Below are 23707 nucleotides of genomic sequence, written 5' to 3'. Positions count from 1 at the left end.
TCGCCCTTTTTTTGTCCCATTTCTTGCCCAACTTTTTGCCCCACATAGCAGCATCTATAACTAAAGTGGTAGATGTGGGTGGGGTAAGGTACTGAAATAACTGGTCTGATCTGGCCGGCAGCAGCATGATCTGCTGGGCATGCCCCCTGCTTTCTTTTATGATCCCCGCCCTTCTGCGTGCCCCCTGTCGGCACCTCATTTGCACCAACCACATCGGGGTCCCCCATGTCCGATCTGCGTCAAGAAGCACTCGATTACCACGCCCAGCCCGTACCGGGCAAAATTGCCATCACCCTGACCAAACCCGCCGAAACCGCCCATGATCTGGCGCTGGCCTACAGCCCGGGTGTTGCCGAGCCGGTGCGCGAGATCGCCGCCAACCCGGCCGATGCCTACCGCTATACCGGCAAGGGCAATCTGGTGGCCGTCATCTCCAACGGCACCGCCATTCTGGGGCTGGGCAATTTGGGGCCGTTGGCCTCCAAGCCGGTGATGGAAGGCAAAGCCTTGTTGTTCAAGCGCTTCGCCGGTATCGACGCCATCGACATCGAGGTGAAGCACGAGACCAGCCAGCAGTTCATCGACACGGTGGCGGCCATCGCCGATACCTTCGGTGGCATCAATCTGGAAGATATCAAGGCGCCGGAGTGCTTCGAGATTGAAGAGGCGCTGATCGCGCGCTGCGACATTCCGGTGTTCCACGATGACCAGCACGGTACCGCCATCGTCACCGCCGCCGGTCTGCTCAACGCGCTGGAAGTGCAGGGCAAGCTTATCAGCGACAGCCGCATCGTCTGCATGGGGGCGGGGGCTGCTGCTACTGCCTGCATGGAGTTGCTGATCAAGTGCGGTGCCAAGCCGCACAACATCTTCATGCTGGATCGTCAGGGGGTCATCCACTCCGGCCGCAGCGATCTCAACAAGTACAAGCAGCGTTTCGCCAACGACACCCCGCTGCGCACCCTGATGGATGTCATCGAAGGGGCGGATGTGTTTGTCGGTGTTTCAGGCCCCGATGTGTTGTCCGCCGAAGCGGTCGCCCTGATGGCGCCGAACCCGGTGATTTTCGCCTGCTCCAACCCGGACCCGGAGATCAAACCGGCGCTGGCCCACGGGGTGCGCAGTGACCTCATCATGGGCACCGGCCGCTCCGACTACCCGAACCAGATCAATAACGTGCTCTGCTTCCCCTTCATCTTCCGCGGTGCGCTTGATGCCCGCGCCAGCCGCATCAACGATGCCATGAAGATCGCCGCGGTCGAGGCGATCCGCGGTCTGGTGAAGGAGCCGGTTCCGGCTGAGGTGCTGACCGCCGCCGGGGTGAGCGAGCTCACCTTCGGCAAGGATTATGTCATTCCCAAGCCGATGGATGCCCGTCTGCTGCCACGGGTCGCCCGCGCCGTGGCGCTGGCGGCGGTCGCCTCCGGCGTTGCTCGCACCGAGCTGCCCGCGGACTACATGCTGTAATCCGGCGTTGCATACGGCCCCATATCGGGGCCGTTTTTGTTGCGGCATTCCGTGACGGCCCAAGGCGCAGCCTGTACGGAAAATGGGCGGACATGGCGGCAATCCCGGTACAGAGGTGGTCAAACAGCGCTCCCCTCTGACACAATGTCTGCATGACGACGCTTACGAGAATCAAGATGCAGCAGCAAATCAGCGGCCGTTTGGCCCACGCCCTCTCCTTTGTGCGCCATGATGGTCGCCACTTCGCCCAGTTTGTCTGGGGCCGTTTCCAGCAGGACAGATTGACGGTCACCGCCGGTTATCTGGCCTATGTCACCCTGCTCTCGCTGGTGCCGATGATCGCCGTGGTGTTTGGCATGATGTCCGCCTTTCCGGTGTTCCAGAACCTCAAGCAGGAGATGGAGCAGTTCGTCTACCACAACTTCGTGCCGACCGCTGGCGACATGCTCAAGGAGTACATCGACGGCTTCGTCGCCAACGCGACCAACACTACGGCGGTGGGGATCGGGGCGCTGGTGGTGGTGGCCCTGATGCTGATCTCCGCCATCGACAAGAACCTCAACTACATCTGGCGCTCGACCCAGAGCCGCCCGCTGGCGCAGGCATTCGCCATGTACTGGATGATCCTGACCCTGGGGCCTGTGCTTATCGGGGCCAGCATCGCCATCTCCTCCTACATCTTCTCGTTGCGGCTGTTTGGCGCCGAGAGCCTGTTCGGCATCGGTTATCTGCTGCTGCGCGGTTTGCCGTTCCTCTTCTCGGTGCTCACCTTCCTGCTGGTCTATACCGTGGTGCCCAACTGCAAGGTACGGCTGATCCACGCCTTTATCGGCGCGCTGGTGGCGGCCACCCTGTTCGAGCTGGCCAAGCGCGGCTTTGCCATCTACATCACCAACTTCCCCTCCTATCAGGCCATCTATGGCGCGTTGGCGACCATCCCGATCCTGTTTGTCTGGGTTTACCTCAGCTGGCTGGTGGTGCTGCTGGGGGCAGAAACCACGGCTTGTCTCGGCGAATACGAGAAACCGGCCAGCGAAGAGCTGGGTTAAGCCATCGCCTTGGTCACCGGTTTATTGGTAGCATCGACGACCGCCCCTGTGAGGGGGCGGTCGTTCTGTTTTGAGAGGAGAGGGATGTGATTGCATTGATTCAGCGGGTCAGCGAGGCCAGCGTGACCGTCGAGGGCGAAGTGACCGGCGCCATCGGTCAGGGGCTGCTGGTGCTGCTCGGGGTGGAGCAGGGGGATGACGAAGCCAAGGCCGACAAGCTGCTGCACAAAGTGAGCGGCTATCGGGTGTTCAGTGACGAGAACGGCAAGATGAACCTCAATGTCAGCCAGATCGGCGGCAGCCTGCTGGTGGTCTCCCAGTTCACTCTGGCGGCCGATACCAAGAGCGGGATGCGCCCCAGCTTCTCCTGCGGTGCCCACCCGAGCGAGGCCGAGCGCCTCTATGACTACTTCGTGGCCAAGGCCGCCGCCAGCGGCATCCCGACCGCAACCGGCCGCTTCGCTGCAGATATGAAGGTGGCGCTGGTCAATGACGGCCCGGTTACCTTCTGGCTACAGGTCTGAGGCTGCCAGATCCCGCGGTATGACGTGGACGATCACGTTGATAAGCCCCGCGACTGGATAGGGGGTGGCCGGGCCAATCCACTGCTCGATCAGTGTCAGGGCGTGGGTTAGCTCAAGTTCGGTGCGCGGCAGCAGGTTAATCACCAGGGTGCCGGTCAGGCGGGGAGCCAGCGCCCGGTAGAGCCGCTCCTGAAACAGCAGCAGCGGGTTGCCATCCTGACTGAAGAGATCGAGCAGGATGAGGTCGTACTGCAGCTCGCTCTGTTCCAGAAAGGCGAGAGCATCGGCCTGATGGAGTGCGGGAGCGGTTTGCTCATCGTGCTCCTGATGCTGGAAAAACTGCTGATAAACGGTCAGCACCTCTTCGTCGAGGTCGACGCACTCGTGGCGGGCATCGGGCCAGCGCTGGCTCAGATGGCGGGTGAGATCGCCGCCACCCAGCCCCAGTTCGAGTATCTGCCTGGCCTGTTCCGGCAGCAGGCAGGCGATGACCCGCTGATGGGGCAAACAGAGGGCGGCGGGGTCGGCGAGCGACATGGCGGATTGCACCACGCCGTCTATCTCCAGCCAGCGATGGTGGCTATTTTCCTGTACCGTGAGGCGGCGCTGGGGTTTGACGCTGAGGTGCAACAAGTGATCGGCTTGGTACGCTTGCAGATTGAAGTCCATGAATTTGCACGGCAAGATGGTTTCCGACCAGTGTAACTCAAGGATGAAACTATGTACCGGGTAGTCACCCCTCAGACAGCCGCCGAGCTGGATGCCTACTACCAGTTGCGCTGGGAACTTCTGCGTAAGCCCTTCAATCTGCCGGTCGGTTCCGAGAGGGACGAATACGACACCGTTGCCATTCACCGGCTGATGCTGGCACCTGACGGCACTCCCATCGCGGTGGGCCGACTCTTTATCGGTGGTGACGAGGCGCAGATCCGCTTTATGGCGCTGCGTCCGGAATATCGCGGGCAGGGGCTGGGTGCCCAAATGGTGGAAGATCTCGAGCAGCTGGCCCGCAGCGAGAAGGTAAAACGGCTGGTGATGAATGCCCGTCAGGAGGCGGTGGAGTTCTATCGCAAGTGCGGCTTCCTCGAAGTGGGGGGCGGCCCCGTCTCCTTTGGTCGCATTCCCCATCGCCAGATGATCAAATCCCTGAGCCCGTTACAGACCATCCAGTATCGGCCAGAGTGGTGTCAGGATCTCACCACCCGCTGGTCGCGCGGGGTGCCCATCAGCGAGAAGATGGGGATGCACATCAGCCACTACGACGGCCAGACCTTCCATCTCAAGGCCAATCTGGCTGCCAACTTCAACGTGCATGGCAGCATGTTTGCCGGCAGTGTCTACAGCCAGTGCGTGCTGGCGGGCTGGGGGCTGATCTGGCTGCAACTTAAAGAGGAGGGGCTGGTGGGCGAGCCGGTGCTGGCCGAGAGCACCATCAAATATCATGGCCCGGTCGATGAGGAGCCGGAGGCGCGGGTGGCCCGCGAGGGGATGCCCGCCGTGCTGCAGCCGCTCAAACGGGGCGAGCCTGCCACCTTCAGTCTCAATATCCAGTTGTTCAGCGGCGGCAAGCTGGCGGCGGAGTTCTGCGGTCACTACGTGGTGCAGCCGCCCCGCCGTCCGGGCCAGTAACCGCGCCGTTTCCCCATCAAACAACAAGGCCTCATCATTAGGCCTTGTCTGTTTTTACCCTTGCTGGCTGTCGCTTGTCTGCCCGGCTTGGGTCTGCACTTGGGCTTGGGTTTGAGCTTTCGGCGCGGGAGCAGGTCGCCAGAGCGGGGCACTGTTGCCTTGTGGCGGATAGCGTACTCCTACCTCCCAGCCGCAGGCGTCCTGCTTCTGCGGGAAGCTCCATGCCAGCGTGGGGGCCGTCAGCGGTCCGCGCCACTGGCCGAGCAGCTCGGCACAGCGGTTGCCGTTGAGCACCCCCAGATCCAGCTGCCACTGCTCGTTGACCAGATCGATCCCCCCTTGCAGCGCCAGCAGATGGGTGATGGTGGAGGCGCCAGCCTGCTCGATCTGCAGTTGCCCCTTGTCGATCTTGCCCTGCAGCTTGATGCGGTAGAAGGGGGTGTCACCCTCCTGCATCGCCTGCCACAGCTGATCTGGCGTCAGGACGGGCGGGGTCGCCCCCTTGAACCACTCATCGAGCAGCGGATCTATCTTCACCTTGTCCCAGAACGGCTCGTCGGCATCGAGGGCAAAGCTGCCCTGCAGGGTCTGGCGCCACTCGCCCGCCGCCTTGCCGTGTTCGGCTTGCAGGTCGGCACTCACGTCCGCCTTGCCAGCGAAGGAGACCGGGGAGTGAAGTATCTTGCCCCACTGCACCAGATCCAGCTTGGTCGCCTGCAGTTGCAGGCGGCTGCTCTGGCCCGGTTCGCGGCCCCACTGGCCACTCAGGCTGAGGGTGCCCTCATCCGGCAGCGAGCTGGTGAGTTTGCCCAGCTGCCACGAGCTGGGGGTCAGCTCCCCATCCAGCTCGCCGTTACGGGCGCTGAGGCCATCCCACACCAGCTCGAACCACTTGCTCTCGATGCGGGCACGGCCGAGCAGCGGGCCGGGCTGATTATCGCGCAGGGCGAGATCGCTCAGATAGAGCTGCCAGCCGGTCAGCGACAGGGGCAGGGTATCGTCGAAGGAGAGCACCTTGAGCTTGTCGAACGCCAGCTTGCGGATATCCACCTGCTGCGGGCGCCAGCTCTGCCAATCCTGCCACCATCCCTGCGGCAGGCTGATATCCATGCCGCTCAGCGTCATATCCTTGAGGGTCAGCTTTTGCTGCTGGGAATCGAGGGCCAGATCCAGAGTGAATACCCCCTCGTAGGCCTTGCCCTGCAGCTCTGCATCGATCTGCTGGGAGGAGAAGGCGAGCTTGCCCTTGATCTCCTCCAGCTGGAACAGGCCACGGCCCATGTCGCCAAGGGTGCCGCTCAGATAGCCGGTGGGCTGGCTGCCAGCCTGCCAGTTGAAGGCAGTGAGCTGGCCACTGAAGTTGTTGAAGGAGAGCTCCTGATTGATGTCGTTGAGGCTCACGCCGTCCAGCTGGCCGCGATCCAGCGACACGCTTTGCAGCGGGAAGCGTTGCGGGAAGCCTTGCTGCGTCAGATCACCCAGCTCGACCCGCATGCCGCGCGCCTTGAGGTTGTGCAGTTGCAGGGTGCGGGCGGGCCAGTCCAGCACCATGCCGGTCTCCAGCAGGCCGTCAAACAGGTTGGTCACCAGCTTGTCGGTGCGCAGCACTTCCCCCTCCAGCCGTCCTTGCAGGTTGAGGCGGGCGAAGGTGAATTGCGGGGTCTCCAGTTGGCCGATATTGAGGCTCAGGTTGGCCTGTGGCTGCCGTTTCGGGTCGATCAGCTCCCAGTCGCTCAGGGTGGCGTTGAGACCGCGCAGGGTCAGCTCGCTGCTCTCCAGACTGAGGCGGTCGATGGTGCTGTCGCTGATGGTGAGGGAATGCACCGGCAGGCTCGGCAACTGGTTGGGCAGCGGCAGCTTGATGGCGGGGCGGATCAGATCGAGGTGGGCGATGCGCACGTCGCGGCTCAGCCAGTCGATGCTCTCGATCTCCAGATAAATCTTGTCGAGGGAGACCGCATCGCCGTAGCGCACCTGCTCCGCCAGCAGGGTGTAGGGGTGCAGCGGGTTGAATACCAGCCGCCCTATGGTGACCGGCACCCCGGTCTGCTGGCTGATCCAGTTGGCGATGGGGCCTTTGGCGCGCTCGGCGTCGAACAGGCCGAGGGCAACCCAGACAAACAGCAGCAGGAAGGCGAAGGTGTAGAGCAGGCCGCGTAGCCAGGAATTCATGGATGCTTTCCTCCTGTTTTGGGGTGTGTTGTCAGGCGTTTGAGTAGTGATCTCGCAGGCCGAGCCAGCGGCGGATCAGCGGGTCGACATGGCTTGGATGACGATCCATCAGGAAGCGCGCCATTTTTTGCACCTGCGGAATAAGCGGCTGATCTCGCACCAGATCGGCGATCTTGAGGTCGGCAAGACCGGTCTGGCGAGTGCCGAGCAGTTCCCCCGGGCCGCGCAGTTCCAGGTCGCGCTGGGCGATCAGGAAGCCATCGTTGGTCTCCCGCAGCACCCCGAGCCGGCTCTGGGCCGTCTTGGACAAGGGGGCATGATAGAGCAGCACGCAGTGCGAGGCCACCGCACCCCGGCCAACCCGCCCGCGCAGCTGGTGCAACTGCGCCAGCCCCAGTCGCTCCGGGTTCTCGATGATCATCAGGCTGGCGTTGGGCACATCCACCCCCACCTCGATGACGGTGGTGGCGACCAGCAGTTGCAGTATGCCTGCCTTGAACTCCTCCATCACCCGCTGTTTCTCCACCGGGCGCATCCGGCCGTGTACCAGCCCGATATGCAGGCCGGGCAGCAGGTTTTGCAGCTCGGCGGCGGTATCCTCGGCGGCCTGGCACTCCAGTACCTCCGACTCCTCGATCAGGGTGCAGACCCAGTAGGCCTGCTTGCCCTCGGTGCAGGCGAGCTTGACCCGCTCGATCACATCGCCGCGACGGCTGTCGGGCAGCGCCACCGTGGTGATGGGGGTGCGGCCCGGCGGCAGTTCGTCGATGACCGAGGTATCGAGATCGGCATAGGCGGTCATCGCCAGGGTGCGGGGGATGGGGGTGGCGGTCATGATCAGCTGATGGGGATGCACCCCTTCCCGCTCCCCTTTCTCGCGCAGGGCGAGGCGTTGATGCACCCCGAATCTGTGCTGTTCGTCGATGATGACCAGCGCCAGACGCTGGAACACCACCTGCTCCTGAAAGATGGCGTGGGTGCCCACCACCATCTTGACGCTGCCGTCGGCGATGGCGGCCAGCGCCTCTTCCCGCGCCTTGCCTTTCTGTTTGCCCGCCAGCCAGCCGACTCCGATGCCGAGCGGCTCCAGCCACTTGGCGAAGTTGATGGCGTGCTGTTCCGCCAGCAGTTCGGTCGGCGCCATCAAGCCCACCTGACAGCCGTTGCCGATGGCTTGCAGGGCGGCCAGCGCCGCGACCAGGGTCTTGCCGGAGCCCACATCCCCCTGCACCAGCCGCATCATGGGGTGGCTCTGTTGCAGATCCTTACCTATCTCCGCTACCACCCGACTCTGGGCACCGGTGGGCTTGAACGGCAGGGCGCCGAGCAGCTGTTCAACCAGCTCGGGCGCCGGTTTGAGGACGCGAGCCAGCTGGGTTTGCGCCTGAGCGCGCACCTTGAGTACCGAGAGGTTGTGGGCCAGCAGCTCTTCCAGTACCAGTCGCTGCTGGGCCGGATGCTGACCGCTTTCCAGCAGCGGCAGCGCCACCGAGGGGGGCGGGCGGTGCAGCAATTTCAGGGCTGCGGCCAGTTCAATCTGATGGGGATAGAGCCCAGCGGGCAGCAGCTCCTCGACGCCGTAGAGGTCGAGCTGGGCCAGCGCCTGATCGGTGAGGTTGCGCAGGGTGAGCTGGCGTAGCCCTTCGGTAGTCGGGTAGACGGGGGTGAGCGCCTCTTCGGTCTGGCCCGCTTGCTCTTCGCCGAGCAGCTTGTACTCGGGGTGGGCCATCTCCAGCCCGTACTTGCCGGGGCGCACCTCGCCAAAACAGCGGATCAGGCGACCCGCCGCCAGACTGTTTTTCTGGGCGGCGGTGAAGTTGAAGAAACGCAGGGTGAGGGTGCCGGTGCCATCGCTGATGCGACAGACCATCATGCGGCGGCGCCCCATCACCAGCTGAGTGTCCTGGATTTCGCCCTCGACGGCGCCATGCAGGCCGGGCGGCAGATCGCCGATGGGCCACACCTGGGTGCGGTCCTCGTAGCGCAGGGGGAGGTGGAACAGCAGATCCTGTACCGTGGCCAGCCCCAGCCGCTCGAGTTTCTCCAGCATCTTGCTGCCGACACCCTTGAGGCTATCGAGAGGAATTTTATCCAATTTCATCAATTAGATGCCCGAAAACACTGTAAATATGTCCAGATGATAGGGGTTGTTGAGGGGCCGATGCAAGCCGAGTTGCTGTTGGCAGGGCCGCCACCGTGGGGGAAACGACGGATATAACAAAGGCCTGCCGAAAACGGGAGGCCTTTGTGCGGCTGCCAACGGGCGGGGTGCGGGCGCATGGCGCCCAAGGTCAGATGATGCGTTTGAGCAGCAGGTGAGCCTTGACCCGATGGATCCGTCCCAGCAGCTTGCGCACCTGTTCCGGGTAGTCCTGGATCTGCTCCACCTGATCGAAGTGGCTGATCCGCTTGGTGTTAGTCAGGATGTTCTCCCGCTCCGCATTGAACTGGGGACGCAGCAGGTGGCGACGATCGTGCACCAGCAGGCCGTTCTCCAGATCCAGCGCCCAGGCGCGCGGGTTGAGGTTGTTGCCGGTGAGCAGCGCCCACTCGTCATCCACGAAGATCCCCTTGAGATGGTAGGAGTTGCGCTCGCAACACCAGAGCATCAGGTTGAGGCGACCGTCGTCGATGTGACGCTGGTTGCGCTCGGCAAACTTGCGCAGATTGGTCTCGTAGAGGTAGGGCAGGCCACCGATGGTGGAGAACTTCTCTTCCGGCGGAATGAAGAAGTCGTTGGCGGTCTTGTCGCCCACTACGATGGTGACTTTGCAACCGCGCTGCAGCAGATCCTCGATATCCTTGCTCAACTCCTTGGGCGGGTTGAAGTAAGGGGTGCAGATGAAGATCTCCCGCTCGGTGGCGCGCACCAGATTGCGGATCATCAGGTTGAGCTGGTTGTTGCGCTTGCCCAGACCCACCATGGGGGTGACCGCCACCTCCTGGGTGTTGACCGGCATGGTGCTGAAGCGGTACTGGCTCTGGCGCAGGTTCTGCTTGAAGCGGCGGATCGGCCCCTTCAGCTGTTTGGCGCTGGGGATGTCGCTGTGATCCAGTCGCTGCACTGCATCGCTCTTCACGAACAGGTCATCCACATAGTTGACCATGCTGCGGGCCAGCTCCGGGCTGGTGATCTGGTGATAGCGATCGAAGCGGTAGCGATCCTGCTGGTGCAGGTAGATGTCGTTGAGGCTGGCGCCGGAGTAGAGCACCACATCATCAAAGATGAAGCCCTTGAGGTGCAGCACGCCGAGCAGCTCGCGCCCTTTGACCGGCACGCCATAGATTTCGATCTGGTGCTCGTGTTCGGCAGCCATGGCCTGATACATCAGGTGGTTGCCGCCCTGCTTGCCCTTGCCGATCAGGCCGCGCTGGGCCCGGTGGAAGTCGACGAACAGCTTGATGTCGAGGGCCGGATTGCGCTGCTTGGCGGCGTAGAGGGCGGAGAGGATCTCCCGTCCCGCCTCGTCATCCTGCAGATAGAGCGCAACCAGATAGATGCGCCGGGTGGCACTGGCGATAAGCGCCAGAATGCGGCGTTTGAAATCCTGCGCGCTGTAGAGCACTTCAAACTGATCCGCCGCGACGGCGATCTGGGGCAGGCGCGCCAGCAGTTGTCGATAATGGGCCGATGAATGCATAGATAAACCTGAAATCACGGGGTTAAGCGTTCCACTCGGAGCGATGAATAGGCGATTCTAGCAATCTCGCCCTCTCAGCCAAAGAAAGAATCATCAGAAAGATGAAAAAGGCCTCACGAGTGAGGCCTTTTTGTCAGCATTTCGCCCTTGTCAGAGGAAGCTGTAGATGATCATCGCCATCACGCCGCCGGTGGTGCCGATGATGGTTTCCATCACGGTCCAGGTCTGCAGGGTCTGCTTCTCGGAGAGACCGAGGTAGCGGTTGGCCAGCCAGAAACCGGAGTCGTTGACGTGGGAGAGCACGATGGCACCGCCACCGATGGCGATGGTGACGGCGGCCAGCTGGGCGCCGTTGAGGCCGAGCGGTTCCAGCATCGGCAGCACCAGACCGCAGGCGGTCAGCATGGCGACGGTGGCAGAACCCTGAATCACCCGTACCGCAGCGGCCAGAATGAAGGCCAGTGCGACGATGGGCAGACCGGAGTCGGCCAGCATGTTGCCAAGGGCGGCGCCCACACCGGAATCAACCAGCACCTGCTTGAACACGCCACCGGCACCGGTCACCAGGATGATGACACCGGCGGGCTGGATGGCGCTGTTGCAGACGCTCATCACCTCGTCACGGGACATGCCGCGGCGAATACCCAGCAAATAGAAGGCGGCCAGACAGGCGACCATGATGGCGGTGAAGGGGTGACCGATGAACTCCAGCCAGTTGTGCAGGGTGGAGCCCGCCTCGACGAAGCGGCCGACGATGGTCTTGAGGCCGATCAGCAGCAGCGGCAGGCCGATGAGGCCCATGGCCAGCCCGAAGGAGGGCAGGGATTTGCTGTCATCGTGGACGCTGTTCTGGGCATCGGCAGGCAGCGGCACATCGACGATTTTGCTGATGAAGTCACCGAACAGCGGGCCCGCCAGGATCAGCGCCGGTACGGCGGCGATCAGGCCGAACAGGATCATGTAGCCGAAGTCGGCACCCAGCTGGGATGCCACCAGGATCGGGCCCGGCGCCGGAATAAGGAAGGCTTGGCAAGTGGCGATACCCGCCAGCAGAGCGATACCGATCTTCACCACGCTGCCGCCGCCACGACGGACGATGGCGAAGGCGACGCCGATCAGCAGCACCACGGCCACGTCAAAGAACAGCGGCAGGGCGCAGACAAAGCCGGTCAGGGCCATCGCCCAGTTGGCGCGCTTGACGCCGAACTTGCCGAGCAGGGTGTGGGCTACCCGGTCGAGGGCGCCGGTCACTTCCATCACCTTGCCGAACATGGCGCCCAGCGCCACCACCACAGCGACGAAACCGAGGGTGCCACCCATCCCTTTCTGGATGGTGGCGGCGATATCGGCCGGGTTCATGCCAGCGGCGAGACCCGCCACCATGGAGACCAGGATCAGGGCAACCACGGCGTGGAGCCGGGCCTTCATCACCAGGAAGAGCAGCAGCACAATCGAGCCAGCGGCCGTCATGATCAGGGAGAGGTCAGACATTGTTATGCGTTCCTTTTTCCAAGTTCAGAGTGACACCTTGCCGATCCGTCGGCAAACCATATCTTTATGATTTATTTAGATTTATGGCAAGGGCTCAACATCATATGCCCAGGTGACTATGGGTTTGCTCAGTCTGTGGCAGACTTCACATTTTCAATCGTTACCGGTAACATGTTACCGGTAACGTGTTAGATTAGAACCCATCAACAGCTGGTTTTTTGAAAAGTGGGACAGAGGTCAAATTATGGCGGGTAAGTGCATTATCGTGATGGGTGTGTGTGGTAGCGGCAAATCCAGCGTGGGTCTGAAAGTGGCCGAAGCGCTGGGCGCCAAGTTCATCGATGGTGATGACCTGCACCCCAAGGCCAACATCCAGAAGATGGCTGGCGGCAACCCCCTCAACGATGAGGATCGTGCCCCCTGGCTGGAGCGGATCCGCGACGCCGCCTACAGTCTCGAGCAGAAGAACGAGACCGGCATCATTGTCTGCTCCGCCCTCAAAAAGAAGTACCGCGACCAGATCCGCGAAGGCAACGAGTCGGTCAGCTTCCTCTTCCTCGACGGCAGTCAGCCGCTGATCCTCGAGCGGATGCGTGCCCGCAAAGGCCATTTCATGCGTGAAAGCATGGTACAAAGTCAGTTCGATACCCTGGAGCGCCCGGATGGCGAAGCCGGTGTATTCCACATTGATATAGACGGCACCTTCGAACAGGTGGTTGACCGCGCCGTCACAGCATTGGAGCAAGCCCAATGATTCATCAGGTAATTTCCGACGTCACCGCCCGGATCCGCGAACGCAGTGTCGCCCGTCGTCAGGCATTTCTGGCCCGTATCCAGCGTCAGGCAGAGCAGGGCAAGACCCGCGCCGCGCTGGCCTGCGGCAACCTGGCCCACGCCGTGGCGGCCTGCAGCAGTGACGAGAAGGGTCGCATCCTCGACATGACCCGCGCCAACGTCGGCATCGTCACCGCCTACAACGACATGCTGAGCGCCCATCAGCCCTATCAGGGCTATCCGGATCAGATCAAGGCCGTGCTGGCCGAGCTGGGCCACAGCGCCCAGGTTGCTGGCGGTGTGCCCGCCATGTGCGACGGCGTGACTCAGGGGCAGCCGGGGATGGACATGTCCCTGTTCTCCCGCGACCTGATCGCCCAGGCGACCGCGCTGTCACTCTCTCACAACACCTTCGATGCGACTTTGCTGCTCGGCATCTGCGACAAGATCGCCCCTGGCCAGATCATGGGGGCCCTCTCACACGCTCACCTGCCGACTGCATTTGTTCCTGCTGGCCCGATGGCGAGCGGTATCAGCAACGACGAGAAGGTGAAGGTGCGTCAGAAGTACGCCGCCGGTGAAGTGGGCCGCGACGCCCTGCTGGAGATGGAGTGTGGCGCCTACCACGCGGCGGGCACCTGCACCTTCTATGGCACCGCCAACACCAATCAGCTGGTGTTCGAGGCCATGGGCCTGATGCTGCCGGGCTCTGCCTTTGTGCATCCCCATAGCGAACTGCGCCGCGCCCTGACCGCCGAAGCGGCCCGCCGTATCAGCGCCATGATCCCGGGCTCCCCGGCCTATCGCCCGCTGAGCGAGGTGCTGGACGAGCGTTCGCTGGTCAACGGTCTGGTGGCCCTGCTCGCCTCCGGCGGCAGCACCAACCACAGCATCCACATGGTGGCGCTGGCCCGCGCGGCCGGTCTGGTACTGACCTGGGATGACATCAGCGCTCTCTCCGACGTGGTGCCGCTCTTGGTTCGCATGTACCCGAACGGCCCGGCCGACGTGAACGCCTTCGAACAGGCAGGCGGCGTGCCCGGCCTGATGCGCCGTCTGGCGCAAGAGGGGCTGATCCACATGGATGCTACTCCGGTCTTTGGCGAGATGCAGGATTACCTCAGCCGTCCGGCGCTGGTCGATGGCCAGCTGGTATGGCAGCCGGTCGGTGAAAGCAGCGATGCGAGCGTGCTCTCTCCCACGGGTAGCGTATTCAATGCGACCGGTGGCACCAAGCTGCTGGCGGGCAATCTGGGCCGCGCCGTGGTCAAGGTCTCTGCCGTCGCCCCCGAATATCGGGTGATTGAAGCCCCGGCGCGGGTCTTCTCCTCCCAGCATGCGGTGGAAGCGGCCTACAAGGCGGGCGATCTCAATCAGGACGCCGTGATCGTGGTACGCCACAATGGCCCGGCCGCCAACGGCATGCCGGAGCTGCACAAGCTGATGCCGGTGCTCGGCAACCTGCAGAAGGCGGGTTACAAGGTGGCGCTGGTCACCGATGGCCGTCTCTCCGGTGCCTCCGGCAAGATCCCGGCCGCCATCCACGTTACCCCGGAAGCGCTGCACGGCGGGGCCATTGGCCTGCTTGCTGATGGCGATCTGCTGCGGGTTGACGCGGTAAACGGCAGCCTCGACTGCCTGACCGATTTGAGTGGCCGCACCCAGGCCGAGATTGACCTCACTCCGGAACAAGAGGGGTGGGGCCGTGAACTGTTCAGCGTGATGCGTCGCGCCGTATCGAGCGCCGAGTGTGGCGCCACTATTTTTGACTAAGAGCCTTTGACTAAGGAAGAGCTATGCAGAACTGGAAAGTGACCCCGGCCGAGGTGTTTGCGGCCTCTCCGCTGGTACCCGTGATGGTTATCAACGAGCTGGATCAGGCCCTGCCAATGGCCAAGGCGCTGCTCGACGGCGGCATCTCCGTCTTCGAAATTACCCTGCGCACCCCGGTGGCGCTCGACGCCATCGCCCTCATCGCCAAGGCGATGCCGGATGCCATGGTCGGTGCCGGGACTGTGCTCAACTGCGAGCAGTTTGACGCTGCCGTCGCCGCCGGTGCCCGCTTTGTCATCTCCCCGGGGATGACGCCGGCCCTGCTGGCCCATGCGGCCAACAGCACGGCGCCGCTGATCCCGGGTGTGGCGACCCCGTCCGAAGTGATGCAGGCGCTGGAAGCGGGCTATGACCACCTGAAGTTCTTCCCGGCCGAAGCGAACGGCGGCACCAAGGCGCTCTCTGCCATTGCCGCGCCGCTGCCCCAGGTGAAGTTCTGCCCTACCGGTGGTATCGGCCCGAAAAACGTGGCCGACTACCTGGCGCTCAAGTGCGTCGCCACCGTCGGCGGCTCCTGGATGCTGCCGGCCGATGCGGTCAAGAGCGGCAACTGGGAAGAGGTAACCCGCCTCTCCCGCGAAGCGGTTGAAATGGTTAAACGCTAAGCGTCAGTTGTGCAGAAAAACCAGACAGGCCACCCTCGGGTGGCCTGTTTGTTATCGGCGTGACTTCAGATGGAGAGGGAGGGGATTACCCCAGACTCTCCCCGATATAGAGGGAGAAGCCGATATCCTTGCGGGTCTCTGGCAAGGAGTGGCCATTAAGGCGCGCCAGCAGCATGGTGGCTGCCTCCCGGCCGATCGCTTCCCGCGGGGTGGCGATACTGGCCAGCTTGGGGGTCATGGCGTGGCCGATGTCGAGGGCGTTGCAACCGGCGATGGCGATCTGCTGGGGCACCGGAATCCACTTGGCCTGACACTGCAGCAGGGCGCCCACCGCCAGGTCATCGTTGGTGCAGAACAGGCCGTCGAGGTCGGGATAGCGCACCAGCGCCTGATCCAGCAACTCGCCCCCCAGAGTGAAGCTGGAGGATTGCTCGGTCAGCAGATGCTGGCCGGTGAGGCCGAAATCGGTCATCGCCTGATAGTAACCCTCCATCCGCAGCTGGGTACGCACGTCGAGCCGCGCCCCCAGATAGACCACCTTGCGTCGGCCCCGGCGCAGCATCTCTGTTACCATGGCCCGGGCGGCGGCGCTATGATCCATGCCGACCACCATGTCGATGGGGGTATCAGACAGATCCATGGTCTCCACCACCGGAATGCCGGCGGTGGCGATCATCTTGCGGGTGCGCTCGGTATGCTGGCTGTCGGAGAGGATGAGGCCATCCACATGGTAGGAGAGCAGAGATGCGACCTGCTCTTCCTCCCGCTCCGGACTGTAGCCGTAGTGGGCCAGCAGGGTCTGGTAACCGGCCGGTCGGGTCACCGACTCGATGCCGTGGATCACCGCCGAGAAGACCTGGTTGGAGAGGGAGGGGATCAGAATGCCGATCGCCTTGCTGGTCGCGTTGGAGAGAATATCCGGCGCCCGGTTGGGGATATAACCCAGCTCTTCCACCGCCGCCGCGATCCGCTCACGGGTCCCCTCCGCCACGGTCTGCGGGTCGCGCAGATAGCGGCTGACAGTCATCTTGGTCACGCCGGTCTGGTCGGCGATATCTTGCAGGGTGGGGCGGCGCTTGCGGGTGGGGCTCATAGGGGTGTCCAGGGTGGATGTTACATGTAACATTACCGTTTTTGGCGAATAAAGTCAGCATATGAAGCCGTTTTTGCAGGAGTTTTCCGATGATCAGAGGCAAGCAGTTCGTGGATGTCCGGTTCGAGCAACAGGATGTGGAGGGGGAGCAGTTCTCGGAGTGCCGCTTTATCGGTTGCAACTTCTCCTGGCTGGATCTGGGCGATAGCCGCTTCATCGACTGCAGCTTCTACGATCGGGAGAGCGAGCGGGGCTGCCTGTTGCAGGGTTGCGACCTGCGCGAGGCGAGCTTCCTGCGCTGCGATCTCACCATGGCCGATTGCAGCCGCAGTCAGTGTCTGGGGCTGGAGATGCGCGACTGTCAGGCGGTCGGCATCAACTTCGGCCACGCCAGCTTCGCCAACCAGATCACCGCCAAAAGCTACTTCTGCGATGCCCATCTGACCGGCAACAACTTCAGTTACGCCAGCTTCGAGGGGTGTCTGCTGGAAAAGTGCGAGCTGACTGAAAACCGCTGGCAGGGGGCCAACCTGTTCGGTGCCTCGCTGGCGGGATCCGATCTTAGCGGCTCCGAGTTTGGCCAGATCGACTGGACCAGCTTCAAGCTGCAGGGCTGCGATCTGCGCCAGTGCGACCTGCCGGGGCTGGATTTGCGCCGGGTCGATCTGCAAGGGGTGCAGATCAACGAGGATCAGCAACAGACGTTGCTGGAGCAGATCGGTCTGGTTGTGTTTCCCTGAGCCGGGCGGAAAATTAGGTAATTTTTCATCAAATGGGACCGACAGTGGATGGCAGCGATCCTGAAATGACAAAAGCCTGCGTGATGCAGGCTTTTTGCTAGTGAGCGTGTGACGCGCTTGTCGGCCGGGTTAACTCAGCCCTTGGCCAGCCATTTGGTCGGGTTGATCGCCTCGCCCTGATAGCGAATTTCGAAGTAGAGGCCCGGTCTGTCCTGACCGCCACTGTCACCGACCAGTGCCACCGGTTCACCCTGTTCCACATTCTGGCCAACCTGACGCAGCAGCGACTGATTGTGACCGTAGAGGCTCATGTAGCCCTTACCATGATCGATTACCAGCAGCATGCCGAAACCGTCGAGCCAGTCGGCATAGACCACTTGCCCCGGTGCGACCGCCTTGACCTGGGTCCCTTCGCTGGCGCCGATCAGGGTGCCTTTCCACTTGAGCTGGGCGGTGCGTGGCGAACCGTAGGAGATGAGGATCGGCCCCTGTACCGGCCAGCGCAGGCTGCCATTGGTCTTGAGGCCGCTGTAGTGACCGGCAGTGCCAATGCCCGAGCCACGCTCCGGCTTGGTGCTGGCTACCTCTTCAACCGGTTCCGTCGGTTTGACGGTTTTGTTCTGCTGGGCGGCGAGTCGTTGCTGCTCGGCGCGGCGCTGTTCGGCCAGCTTGCGCTGACGCTCCTGCTCCGCTTTCAGCTTGGCCAGCCGTTCCCGCTCGGCCCGTTCACGGCGCTCCTGCTCTTCGCGCTTGCGACGCAGCTCTTCCAGCCGGGCTTTCAGCGCTTTCTCCGCCTTGACCAGCTTGGTGAGCTTCTGCTCGTCATCCTGCACCGACTGCTGCAACTGGTTGCGCACCTTGGCCCGGCTCTGCTGGCTGGCCAGCAGGGTCTGATGATGCTCCTGCTGTTCGCTCAGCAGGGTCTGCAATCTGGTTTCGGTCTCTTTGGTAGCCTGCTGGTTTTTCGCCAGCTTGTCGCGGGTGGCGCGCAGGGCGTCGATGGCCTCGATGCGAGCCTTGTTCAGGTAGTCGTAGTAGTCGAGGGATCGGCTCAGTTTGGCCGGATCCTGCTGATTGAGCAGCAGTTTGAGGTAGTCGTGGTTGCCCGCCTGAAAGGCGCTTTCCGCCTGCTTGGCCAGCAACTGCTTCTGATGTTTGGCTTGAACTTCCAGCGCCAGCTTGTCTTTTTGCAGGGTCGCCAGCGTCTGCTGGTTCTGCTTCAACTGCTGCCTGGTCTGGTTGAGTTTGGCGGCGGCGGCCGAGATGGCCTGCTCGTCAGCCTTGAGCTGGGTATTGAGCTTGGCAAGCTCCTGCTTGCTGAGCTTGATGGTCTTCTGTTGCTCTTTGATCTGGGACTGCATGGTGCCCAGCTGCTGATTGGCGGCAACGGCCGGGGGGGCGCCAAACGACAGGCAAAAAAACAGCGCGCCGGCCAACAGGCCGACGCGACTGGTTTTCTGTGAAATAACTTTGCATCCCCGCATGGGGAAGGATTATTTCAGAATCATCAGGGGCTTGCCAGTCATTTCCGGCGGCACCGGCAGACCCATCAGGGTCAGCATGGTGGGGGCCAGATCGGACAGTTTGCCACCTTCAGCAACCTCGGCTTTGCGACCGAAATAGATGAGCGGAACCGGCAGATTGGTGTGGGCGGTGTGGGCCTGACCAGTCTCTTCGTCCAGCATCTTCTCGGCGTTGCCGTGGTCGGCAGTGATCAGACACTCGCCACCCACTTCGGCCAGCGCCTCGGTGACGCGACCCACGCAGTGGTCAACGGCTTCACAGGCTTTGACGGCGGCATCGAACACACCGGTGTGGCCAACCATGTCGCCATTCGGGTAGTTACAGATGATGACGTCGTACTTGCCGCTCTTGATGGCCGCAACCAGCTTGTCGGTCAGCTCTTCGGAACTCATTTCCGGCTGCAGGTCATAGGTCGCCACTTTCGGGCTGGCCACGATTTCGCGATCTTCGCCAGCGAAGCAGGACTCTTCGCCACCGTTGAAGAAGAAGGTGACGTGAGCGTACTTCTCGGTTTCGGAGATGCGCAGCTGGGTCTTGCCCTGCTTGGCCAGCCACTCACCCAGGGTGTTGACCAGCGCAGTCGGCGGATAGGCACAGGCGGTTTTGATGTCGGCCGCGTATTCGGTCAGCATCACGAAGTTCAGCGCCGGGGTGGCGGCACGGGCGAAACCGGTGAAGTCGGCGTCAACGAAGGCGCGGGTGATTTCACGGGCACGGTCGGCACGGAAGTTCATGAAAATCAGCGCATCGCCATCTTCCATCGGTGCAGCTTCGCCGATGCGGGTCGCTTTGACGAACTCGTCGTTCTCGTCGCGGGCATAGGCGGCAGCCAGTGCTTCGGTGGCGCTCTCGGCGGTGAACTCGCCCTTGCCCTGAGTCATCAGGTCATAGGCTTGCTGCACGCGATCCCAGCGGTTGTCACGGTCCATCGCGAAGTAACGGCCGATCATGGAGGCGAAACGACCCTTGCCCAGCTTGGCGAACAGGGCGTCGAACAGCTCGATGGAGGACTGGGCGGAGCGCGGCGGAACGTCACGGCCATCCAGGAAGGCGTGCAGGTAGATCTTCTCGGCGCCACGCTTGGCGGCCATCTCGATCATGCCCATGATGTGCTCTTCGTGGCTGTGTACGCCACCCGGGGACATCAGGCCCATGATGTGAACGGCTTTGCCGTTGGTGACGGCAGCGTCAACAGCCTTGGCCAGCTCGACGTTCTGGAAGAAGTCGCCATCCTTGATGTCTTTGGAGATGCGGGTCAGCTCCTGATAGACGATGCGACCGGCACCGATGTTGACGTGACCCACTTCGGAGTTGCCCATCTGGCCATCCGGCAGACCGACGTCCAGACCGGAGCCGGAGATCAGGGTGCTGGTGTAGTCACGGGCCAGACGATCGAGGTTGGGAGTCTTGGCGGCAGCGACGGCATTGTGCTCTTGCTTGGTGCTGTAGCCCCAACCGTCCATGATGACCAGAACCAAAGGTTTCTTAGCTGTTGACATAAGACTATGTCCTCTCGGATTGGAAAAAATGCGGGAAATGAAACTAGCGTAATATTACTACATCTGCCGAAATAGTCACCTGATAGCCAAGGGGCGCTCCCGCTGCCCCGCAAGCCACGCCCTTCCTGCCATGCTCGCGGCCCGATGATGATGGGAGCCTGCTCGCGCTTTGCCGCCAAGATGGCTGATCTTATCAATACCCCCATGTATACTCGGGCCCTTGTCTTGGTCCCTGGATAGTAGAAGATGCAAGAGTATTTGGATTTTGCGGCCCGTAACCCGCTGCTGACCGCAGCCTGGTTGGGTCTGGCTGGCACTCTGGTTTACACCACTGTGCGTGCCCGTTTGTCTCCGGTAAAAACCGTCAACAATCACACCGCGACCCTGCTGATCAACCGCGAGAACGCCACCGTGGTGGATATTCGCAGTCAGGAAGAGTTCGCCAAGGGCCATCTGGCCGGTGCCCAGCACCTGCCGCTGACCCAGATCCAGAGCAATAATCTGGGTCCGGTTGAAAAGCATAAAGATGCCCCCATCATAGTGGTGTGCGAGTCGGGAATGACTGCGGGCGGCGCGGGCCGTCAGCTGAGCAAAGCTGGCTTCAAGCAGGTTTATGTGCTCGGCGGTGGCATGGCCCAATGGCGTGCAGAAAATCTGCCGGTAACCAAGAAACGCTGATTTAAGCAGGGCCTGAGCCCACTTATCCATATAACAAGGAATCAAACGAAATGGCTGACGAGATCAACAACCAGGAAGTACAACCGGAATTCCACATCCAGCGTGTTTACACCAAGGATGTCTCTTTCGAAGCGCCGAATACCCCGCACATCTTCCAGAAAGAGTGGCAGCCGGACGTCAAGCTGGATATGGATACCAAGACCAACATCCTGGCTGACAACGTGTACGAGGTTGTGCTGACCCTGACCGTGACCTGCAAACTGGAAACCGAAACTGCCTTCCTGTGCGAAGTACAGCAAGCCGGTATCTTCACCATCGGTAACCTGCCGGAGCCGCAACTGGCTCACTGCCTGGCTGCCTTCTGCCCGAACATCCTGTTCCCGTATGCCCGCGAAGCGGTGTCCAACCTGGTGAGCAAGGGTTCCTTCCCGCAGCTGAACCTGGCACCGGTCAACTTCGATGCCCTGTTTGCCCAGCACATGGCGCAAGCACAGGCCCAGCAGGCGACTGCGGAAGCCTAATAATGGCTGACCAGATCGCTATCTCGGTCTTGGGGGCGGGGTCTTATGGCTCCGCCCTTGCCATTTCTCTGGCGCGCAACGGTCATCCGACCCTGCTGTGGGGTCACGACCCCGCTCATGTCGCCGAGCTGGAACAAGACCGCTGCAACAAGGCATTTTTGCCTGATGTCCCTTTTCCTGCCGATCTGCAGCTGACTGCGGATCTGCAACGTGCGGTACAAGCTGCCCCTGTGCTGCTGCTGGTCGTGCCGAGCCATGTATTTGGTGATGTGCTGACCCGGATCAAGCCCTTCCTGCGCCCCGATACCCGTATCGCCTGGGCCACCAAGGGTCTGGAGCCGGACAGTGGCCGTCTGCTGCAGGATGTGGCCCGCGACGTGCTGGGTGACGAGATACCGCTGGCGGTGATCTCCGGCCCCACCTTCGCTAAGGAGCTGGCTGCCGGTTTGCCGACCGCCATCTCGGTCGCCTCGACCCACGACGAGTTCGCCGACGATCTCTCCCATCTGCTGCACTGTGGCCGCTCGTTTCGGGTCTATACCAATCCCGATTTCGTTGGCTTGCAACTGGGTGGTGCGGTGAAGAACGTCATCGCCATCGGTGCCGGTCTCTCCGACGGGCTCGGGTTTGGCGCCAATGCCAGAACCGCGCTGATCACCCGGGGTCTGGTGGAGATGCAGCGTCTGGGTGCCGCCCTCGGAGCCGATGCCAAAACCTTTATGGGGATGGCGGGGCTCGGGGATCTGGTGCTTACCTGTACCGACAACCAGTCGCGCAACCGTCGCTTCGGGCTGGCCCTCGGGGCTGGCAAGGATGTGAACACCGCCATGACCGAGATCGGTCAGGTGGTGGAGGGGTATCGCAACACCAAAGAGGTGCATCTGCTGGCGGCCCGCTGCGGCGTCGAGATGCCCATCTGCGAGCAGATCTTCAAGGTGCTCTACGAGGGTAAGAACCCGAAAGAGGCGGCCATCGCCCTGTTGTCGCGAGACAAGAAGGACGAGTAATCTGCCGATTGCCCATGCAAAAGGCCCCGCCAGATGGCGGGGCCTTTTCTTTGCGCCGCAATGGCAACAAATCAGTAGTAGGAGTGGTCGCCGCGCTGGTGCTCGGTGGCGTCTTTCACACCGTTGAGCTCGCCCGGGAATTTCTCCAGCAGCTGCTTCTCGATCCCCTCTTTCAGGGTGTAATCGACCATGGAGCAACCGTTGCAACCGCCGCCAAACTGCAGGATGGCCAGTTTGTCCTCGGTCAGCTCGACCAGGGTGACCTTGCCACCGTGACCGGCCAGCATGGGGTTCACTTCGGACATCAACACGTACTCTATGCGCTCGATCAGCGGCGCGTCATCGGCCACTTTACGCATCTTGGCGTTCGGTGCTTTCAGGGTGAGCTGGGAGCCCATCTGATCGGTCACGAAATCGATGGTGGCATCCACCAGGAAGGGGGCGCTCAGGGGATCGACCATGCAGTCGAAGCCGCTGAAGGGCAGGTGTTGATCTTCCGGGTCCACGGCATCGGGCGGGCAATACGATACGCCACACTCGGCATTCTGGGTTCCCGGATTGACCACAAACACCCGGATATTGGTGCCATCAGGCTGTTTTTCCAGCAGTTTACGGAAATGGGCCTGGGCGGCGTCGGAAATGCTGATCATCACTATCCTCATAAACCTGAGTGTACGACTAGGGTATTCATGATAACGCGGTTATTAATGCTTGGGTAGCATGCCGATGGCTACTTGCTGTGCCGCAGGGTACGACAGATTGCCCACACTTCTACCTTTGTGATGCCGCTCTCATGGAGCAAGCGGCTGAGCTGCCCGGCGGTAGCGCCGGTGGTCACGACGTCATCGAGCAGGGCGACATGGCGATAGTGGTGGGGGCGGATCCGGAATGCCCCGCGCAGATTGCGCCGCCGCTGCCCGGCGCTCAGGGTTGTTTGTTGCGGAGTCGCCTTGATGCGCTGCAACAGGGTGTTGTCGCAGGGAATGCCGGTGAGCTCGCCAAGGGTGTGCGCGATCTCCTCCGCCTGATTGAAACCGCGCCGCCACTGCCGCCACCAGTGCAGGGGGACCGGAATGATCGCCTCCGGCGGCTCGCGGCCATCCAGATGATCGGCTAACAGCTGAGCCAGTAGCGGCGCCAGCAGGATCTGGCCGGAATATTTGAGCCGGGGGATCAGTATGGGGTAGGGGGTTTGGTAGTCGCCGATCACCTGCAATCGCTCCCAGGGGGGAGGTCTGCGCTGGCAGCGGCCGCAGACCGGTATGCTCTCTTCTATATAGTCAGCCAGCGGTGCGGCGCAGAGGCGGCATCTTGGCTGTGACTGGTGCAGCGCCTGCCGACACCAGCTGCAGAGCAGGGGCTCGTTGTCGCAAGGTTGATGGCAGAGCAGGCAGCTCCCTTGCCAGTCGCCGTGGCTGCCGAGCAGCGGGCTTGCTTTAGCGAGCAGTCGCTTTAACATG

General features: G+C 62.1%; 21 protein-coding genes. 11 read left to right on the top strand and 10 right to left on the bottom strand.

Going from position 1 to position 23707, the window contains the following annotated elements:
* Positions 1-225: 225 nt before the first annotated feature.
* The 3 genes from I6G90_RS14985 to dtd all read left to right on the top strand — a co-directional run bounded on the left by I6G90_RS14985 (position 226) and on the right by dtd (position 3040).
* On the top strand, positions 226-1467 hold the full coding sequence (locus I6G90_RS14985) for a malic enzyme-like NAD(P)-binding protein (protein ID WP_197928133.1): 1242 nt from the start codon (positions 226-228) through the stop codon (positions 1465-1467).
* Positions 1468-1643: 176 nt separating this feature from the next.
* Positions 1644-2516, top strand: coding sequence for a virulence factor BrkB family protein (locus I6G90_RS14980; protein WP_197928131.1), 873 nt, complete (start codon positions 1644-1646; stop codon positions 2514-2516).
* 86 nt (positions 2517-2602) lie between these two features.
* Positions 2603-3040 carry a D-aminoacyl-tRNA deacylase gene (dtd, locus tag I6G90_RS14975; protein WP_033138812.1) on the top strand — a complete coding sequence of 146 codons (438 nt, stop codon included), beginning with the start codon at positions 2603-2605 and terminating at the stop codon, positions 3038-3040.
* On the opposite strand, the gene I6G90_RS14970 is transcribed toward dtd, so the two are convergent.
* Positions 3029-3709 carry a spermidine synthase gene (locus I6G90_RS14970; protein WP_197931208.1) on the bottom strand — a complete coding sequence of 227 codons (681 nt, stop codon included), beginning with the start codon at positions 3707-3709 and terminating at the stop codon, positions 3029-3031. The two genes, dtd and I6G90_RS14970, sit on opposite strands and share 12 nt — an antisense overlap.
* Positions 3710-3760: 51 nt before the next feature.
* Between I6G90_RS14970 and I6G90_RS14965 the strand changes: the two genes are divergently transcribed.
* Complete coding sequence (locus I6G90_RS14965) at positions 3761-4669, top strand: bifunctional GNAT family N-acetyltransferase/hotdog fold thioesterase (protein ID WP_111809369.1); 909 nt, start codon at positions 3761-3763, stop codon at positions 4667-4669.
* Between the two features lie 54 nt (positions 4670-4723).
* Here the strand turns inward: I6G90_RS14965 and I6G90_RS14960 are convergent, their stop codons facing one another.
* The 4 genes from I6G90_RS14960 to gntU form a co-directional block, all read right to left on the bottom strand.
* Positions 4724-6841: an AsmA family protein gene (locus I6G90_RS14960; RefSeq protein WP_197928130.1), complete on the bottom strand. Its 2118-nt coding sequence runs from the start codon at positions 6839-6841 to the stop codon at positions 4724-4726.
* 31 nt (positions 6842-6872) lie between these two features.
* Complete coding sequence (gene recG, locus I6G90_RS14955) at positions 6873-8942, bottom strand: ATP-dependent DNA helicase RecG (protein ID WP_197928128.1); 2070 nt, start codon at positions 8940-8942, stop codon at positions 6873-6875.
* A gap of 190 nt (positions 8943-9132) precedes the next feature.
* The gene (gene pssA, locus I6G90_RS14950) at positions 9133-10482 is read right to left on the bottom strand and encodes a CDP-diacylglycerol--serine O-phosphatidyltransferase (RefSeq protein WP_005342654.1); all 1350 of its coding nucleotides are present in this window, start codon (positions 10480-10482) and stop codon (positions 9133-9135) included.
* 150 nt (positions 10483-10632) lie between these two features.
* Positions 10633-11973: a gluconate transporter gene (gene gntU, locus I6G90_RS14945; protein ID WP_042656918.1), complete on the bottom strand. Its 1341-nt coding sequence runs from the start codon at positions 11971-11973 to the stop codon at positions 10633-10635.
* 244 nt (positions 11974-12217) lie between these two features.
* Here gntU and I6G90_RS14940 point away from each other — a divergent pair, with 244 nt between their 5' ends.
* The 3 genes from I6G90_RS14940 to I6G90_RS14930 are packed head-to-tail and all read left to right on the top strand — an operon-like array spanning position 12218 to position 15185.
* The gene (locus tag I6G90_RS14940) at positions 12218-12727 is read left to right on the top strand and encodes a gluconokinase (protein ID WP_042059201.1); all 510 of its coding nucleotides are present in this window, start codon (positions 12218-12220) and stop codon (positions 12725-12727) included.
* Positions 12724-14520, top strand: coding sequence for a phosphogluconate dehydratase (gene edd, locus I6G90_RS14935; RefSeq protein WP_197928126.1), 1797 nt, complete (start codon positions 12724-12726; stop codon positions 14518-14520). The genes I6G90_RS14940 and edd overlap by 4 nt, the downstream gene beginning before the upstream one ends.
* Positions 14521-14543: 23 nt before the next feature.
* A complete protein-coding gene (locus I6G90_RS14930) occupies positions 14544-15185 on the top strand; it encodes a bifunctional 4-hydroxy-2-oxoglutarate aldolase/2-dehydro-3-deoxy-phosphogluconate aldolase (protein ID WP_197928124.1) in 642 nt (213 codons plus the stop codon).
* Positions 15186-15270: 85 nt separating this feature from the next.
* Here I6G90_RS14930 and I6G90_RS14925 read toward each other — a convergent pair whose 3' ends face one another.
* Positions 15271-16278, bottom strand: a complete 1008-nt coding sequence (locus I6G90_RS14925) for a substrate-binding domain-containing protein (RefSeq protein ID WP_197928122.1) — start codon at positions 16276-16278, stop codon at positions 15271-15273.
* Positions 16279-16367: 89 nt separating this feature from the next.
* On the opposite strand from I6G90_RS14925, the gene I6G90_RS14920 reads away from it, so the two are divergent.
* A complete protein-coding gene (locus I6G90_RS14920; protein WP_042656914.1) occupies positions 16368-17018 on the top strand; it encodes a Qnr family pentapeptide repeat protein in 651 nt (216 codons plus the stop codon).
* A 134-nt stretch (positions 17019-17152) separates the two neighbouring features.
* Here I6G90_RS14920 and envC read toward each other — a convergent pair whose 3' ends face one another.
* Positions 17153-18502, bottom strand: coding sequence for a murein hydrolase activator EnvC (envC, locus tag I6G90_RS14915; RefSeq protein ID WP_197928120.1), 1350 nt, complete (start codon positions 18500-18502; stop codon positions 17153-17155).
* Positions 18503-18511: 9 nt separating this feature from the next.
* Entirely contained in the window at positions 18512-20041 is a 1530-nt protein-coding gene (gene gpmM / locus I6G90_RS14910; RefSeq protein WP_111809377.1) for a 2,3-bisphosphoglycerate-independent phosphoglycerate mutase, read from the bottom strand.
* Between the two features lie 246 nt (positions 20042-20287).
* On the opposite strand from gpmM, the gene I6G90_RS14905 reads away from it, so the two are divergent.
* The 3 genes from I6G90_RS14905 to gpsA are packed head-to-tail and all read left to right on the top strand — an operon-like array spanning position 20288 to position 22247.
* A complete protein-coding gene (locus tag I6G90_RS14905; protein ID WP_042059188.1) occupies positions 20288-20719 on the top strand; it encodes a rhodanese-like domain-containing protein in 432 nt (143 codons plus the stop codon).
* Between the two features lie 50 nt (positions 20720-20769).
* Positions 20770-21240 (top strand): protein-export chaperone SecB, encoded by a 471-nt coding sequence (secB, locus tag I6G90_RS14900; protein WP_042059186.1) that lies wholly within the window; start codon positions 20770-20772, stop codon positions 21238-21240.
* Between the two features lie 2 nt (positions 21241-21242).
* Positions 21243-22247 (top strand): NAD(P)H-dependent glycerol-3-phosphate dehydrogenase, encoded by a 1005-nt coding sequence (gene gpsA, locus I6G90_RS14895; protein ID WP_042059184.1) that lies wholly within the window; start codon positions 21243-21245, stop codon positions 22245-22247.
* 71 nt (positions 22248-22318) lie between these two features.
* Here the strand turns inward: gpsA and nfuA are convergent, their stop codons facing one another.
* Both nfuA and I6G90_RS14885 read right to left on the bottom strand, forming a co-directional pair.
* Positions 22319-22897 carry a Fe-S biogenesis protein NfuA gene (gene nfuA, locus I6G90_RS14890; RefSeq protein ID WP_005340636.1) on the bottom strand — a complete coding sequence of 193 codons (579 nt, stop codon included), beginning with the start codon at positions 22895-22897 and terminating at the stop codon, positions 22319-22321.
* 80 nt (positions 22898-22977) lie between these two features.
* Positions 22978-23706, bottom strand: coding sequence for a ComF family protein (locus I6G90_RS14885; protein ID WP_197928119.1), 729 nt, complete (start codon positions 23704-23706; stop codon positions 22978-22980).
* Position 23707: the final 1 nt, after the last annotated feature.

It is taken from the genome of Aeromonas allosaccharophila, from assembly GCF_016026615.1.
In the GTDB taxonomy this organism is placed as follows: domain Bacteria; phylum Pseudomonadota; class Gammaproteobacteria; order Enterobacterales; family Aeromonadaceae; genus Aeromonas; species Aeromonas allosaccharophila.
Note: the sequence above shows the minus strand (reverse complement) of the source record. Positions and strands in the feature narration are given on the sequence as shown.

Coding starts and splice junctions, on each gene's coding strand:
- I6G90_RS14985 (WP_197928133.1), top strand. CDS start 226: ATGTCCGATCTGCGTCAAGAAGCACTCGATTACCACGCCCAGCCCGTA.
- I6G90_RS14980 (WP_197928131.1), top strand. CDS start 1,644: ATGCAGCAGCAAATCAGCGGCCGTTTGGCCCACGCCCTCTCCTTTGTG.
- I6G90_RS14970 (WP_197931208.1), bottom strand. CDS start 3,709: ATGGACTTCAATCTGCAAGCGTACCAAGCCGATCACTTGTTGCACCTC.
- I6G90_RS14965 (WP_111809369.1), top strand. CDS start 3,761: ATGTACCGGGTAGTCACCCCTCAGACAGCCGCCGAGCTGGATGCCTAC.
- I6G90_RS14960 (WP_197928130.1), bottom strand. CDS start 6,841: ATGAATTCCTGGCTACGCGGCCTGCTCTACACCTTCGCCTTCCTGCTG.
- recG (WP_197928128.1), bottom strand. CDS start 8,942: ATGAAATTGGATAAAATTCCTCTCGATAGCCTCAAGGGTGTCGGCAGC.
- pssA (WP_005342654.1), bottom strand. CDS start 10,482: ATGCATTCATCGGCCCATTATCGACAACTGCTGGCGCGCCTGCCCCAG.
- gntU (WP_042656918.1), bottom strand. CDS start 11,973: ATGTCTGACCTCTCCCTGATCATGACGGCCGCTGGCTCGATTGTGCTG.
- I6G90_RS14940 (WP_042059201.1), top strand. CDS start 12,218: ATGGCGGGTAAGTGCATTATCGTGATGGGTGTGTGTGGTAGCGGCAAA.
- edd (WP_197928126.1), top strand. CDS start 12,724: ATGATTCATCAGGTAATTTCCGACGTCACCGCCCGGATCCGCGAACGC.
- I6G90_RS14930 (WP_197928124.1), top strand. CDS start 14,544: ATGCAGAACTGGAAAGTGACCCCGGCCGAGGTGTTTGCGGCCTCTCCG.
- I6G90_RS14925 (WP_197928122.1), bottom strand. CDS start 16,278: ATGAGCCCCACCCGCAAGCGCCGCCCCACCCTGCAAGATATCGCCGAC.
- I6G90_RS14920 (WP_042656914.1), top strand. CDS start 16,368: ATGATCAGAGGCAAGCAGTTCGTGGATGTCCGGTTCGAGCAACAGGAT.
- envC (WP_197928120.1), bottom strand. CDS start 18,502: ATGCGGGGATGCAAAGTTATTTCACAGAAAACCAGTCGCGTCGGCCTG.
- gpmM (WP_111809377.1), bottom strand. CDS start 20,041: ATGTCAACAGCTAAGAAACCTTTGGTTCTGGTCATCATGGACGGTTGG.
- I6G90_RS14905 (WP_042059188.1), top strand. CDS start 20,288: ATGCAAGAGTATTTGGATTTTGCGGCCCGTAACCCGCTGCTGACCGCA.
- secB (WP_042059186.1), top strand. CDS start 20,770: ATGGCTGACGAGATCAACAACCAGGAAGTACAACCGGAATTCCACATC.
- gpsA (WP_042059184.1), top strand. CDS start 21,243: ATGGCTGACCAGATCGCTATCTCGGTCTTGGGGGCGGGGTCTTATGGC.
- nfuA (WP_005340636.1), bottom strand. CDS start 22,897: ATGATCAGCATTTCCGACGCCGCCCAGGCCCATTTCCGTAAACTGCTG.
- I6G90_RS14885 (WP_197928119.1), bottom strand. CDS start 23,706: ATGTTAAAGCGACTGCTCGCTAAAGCAAGCCCGCTGCTCGGCAGCCAC.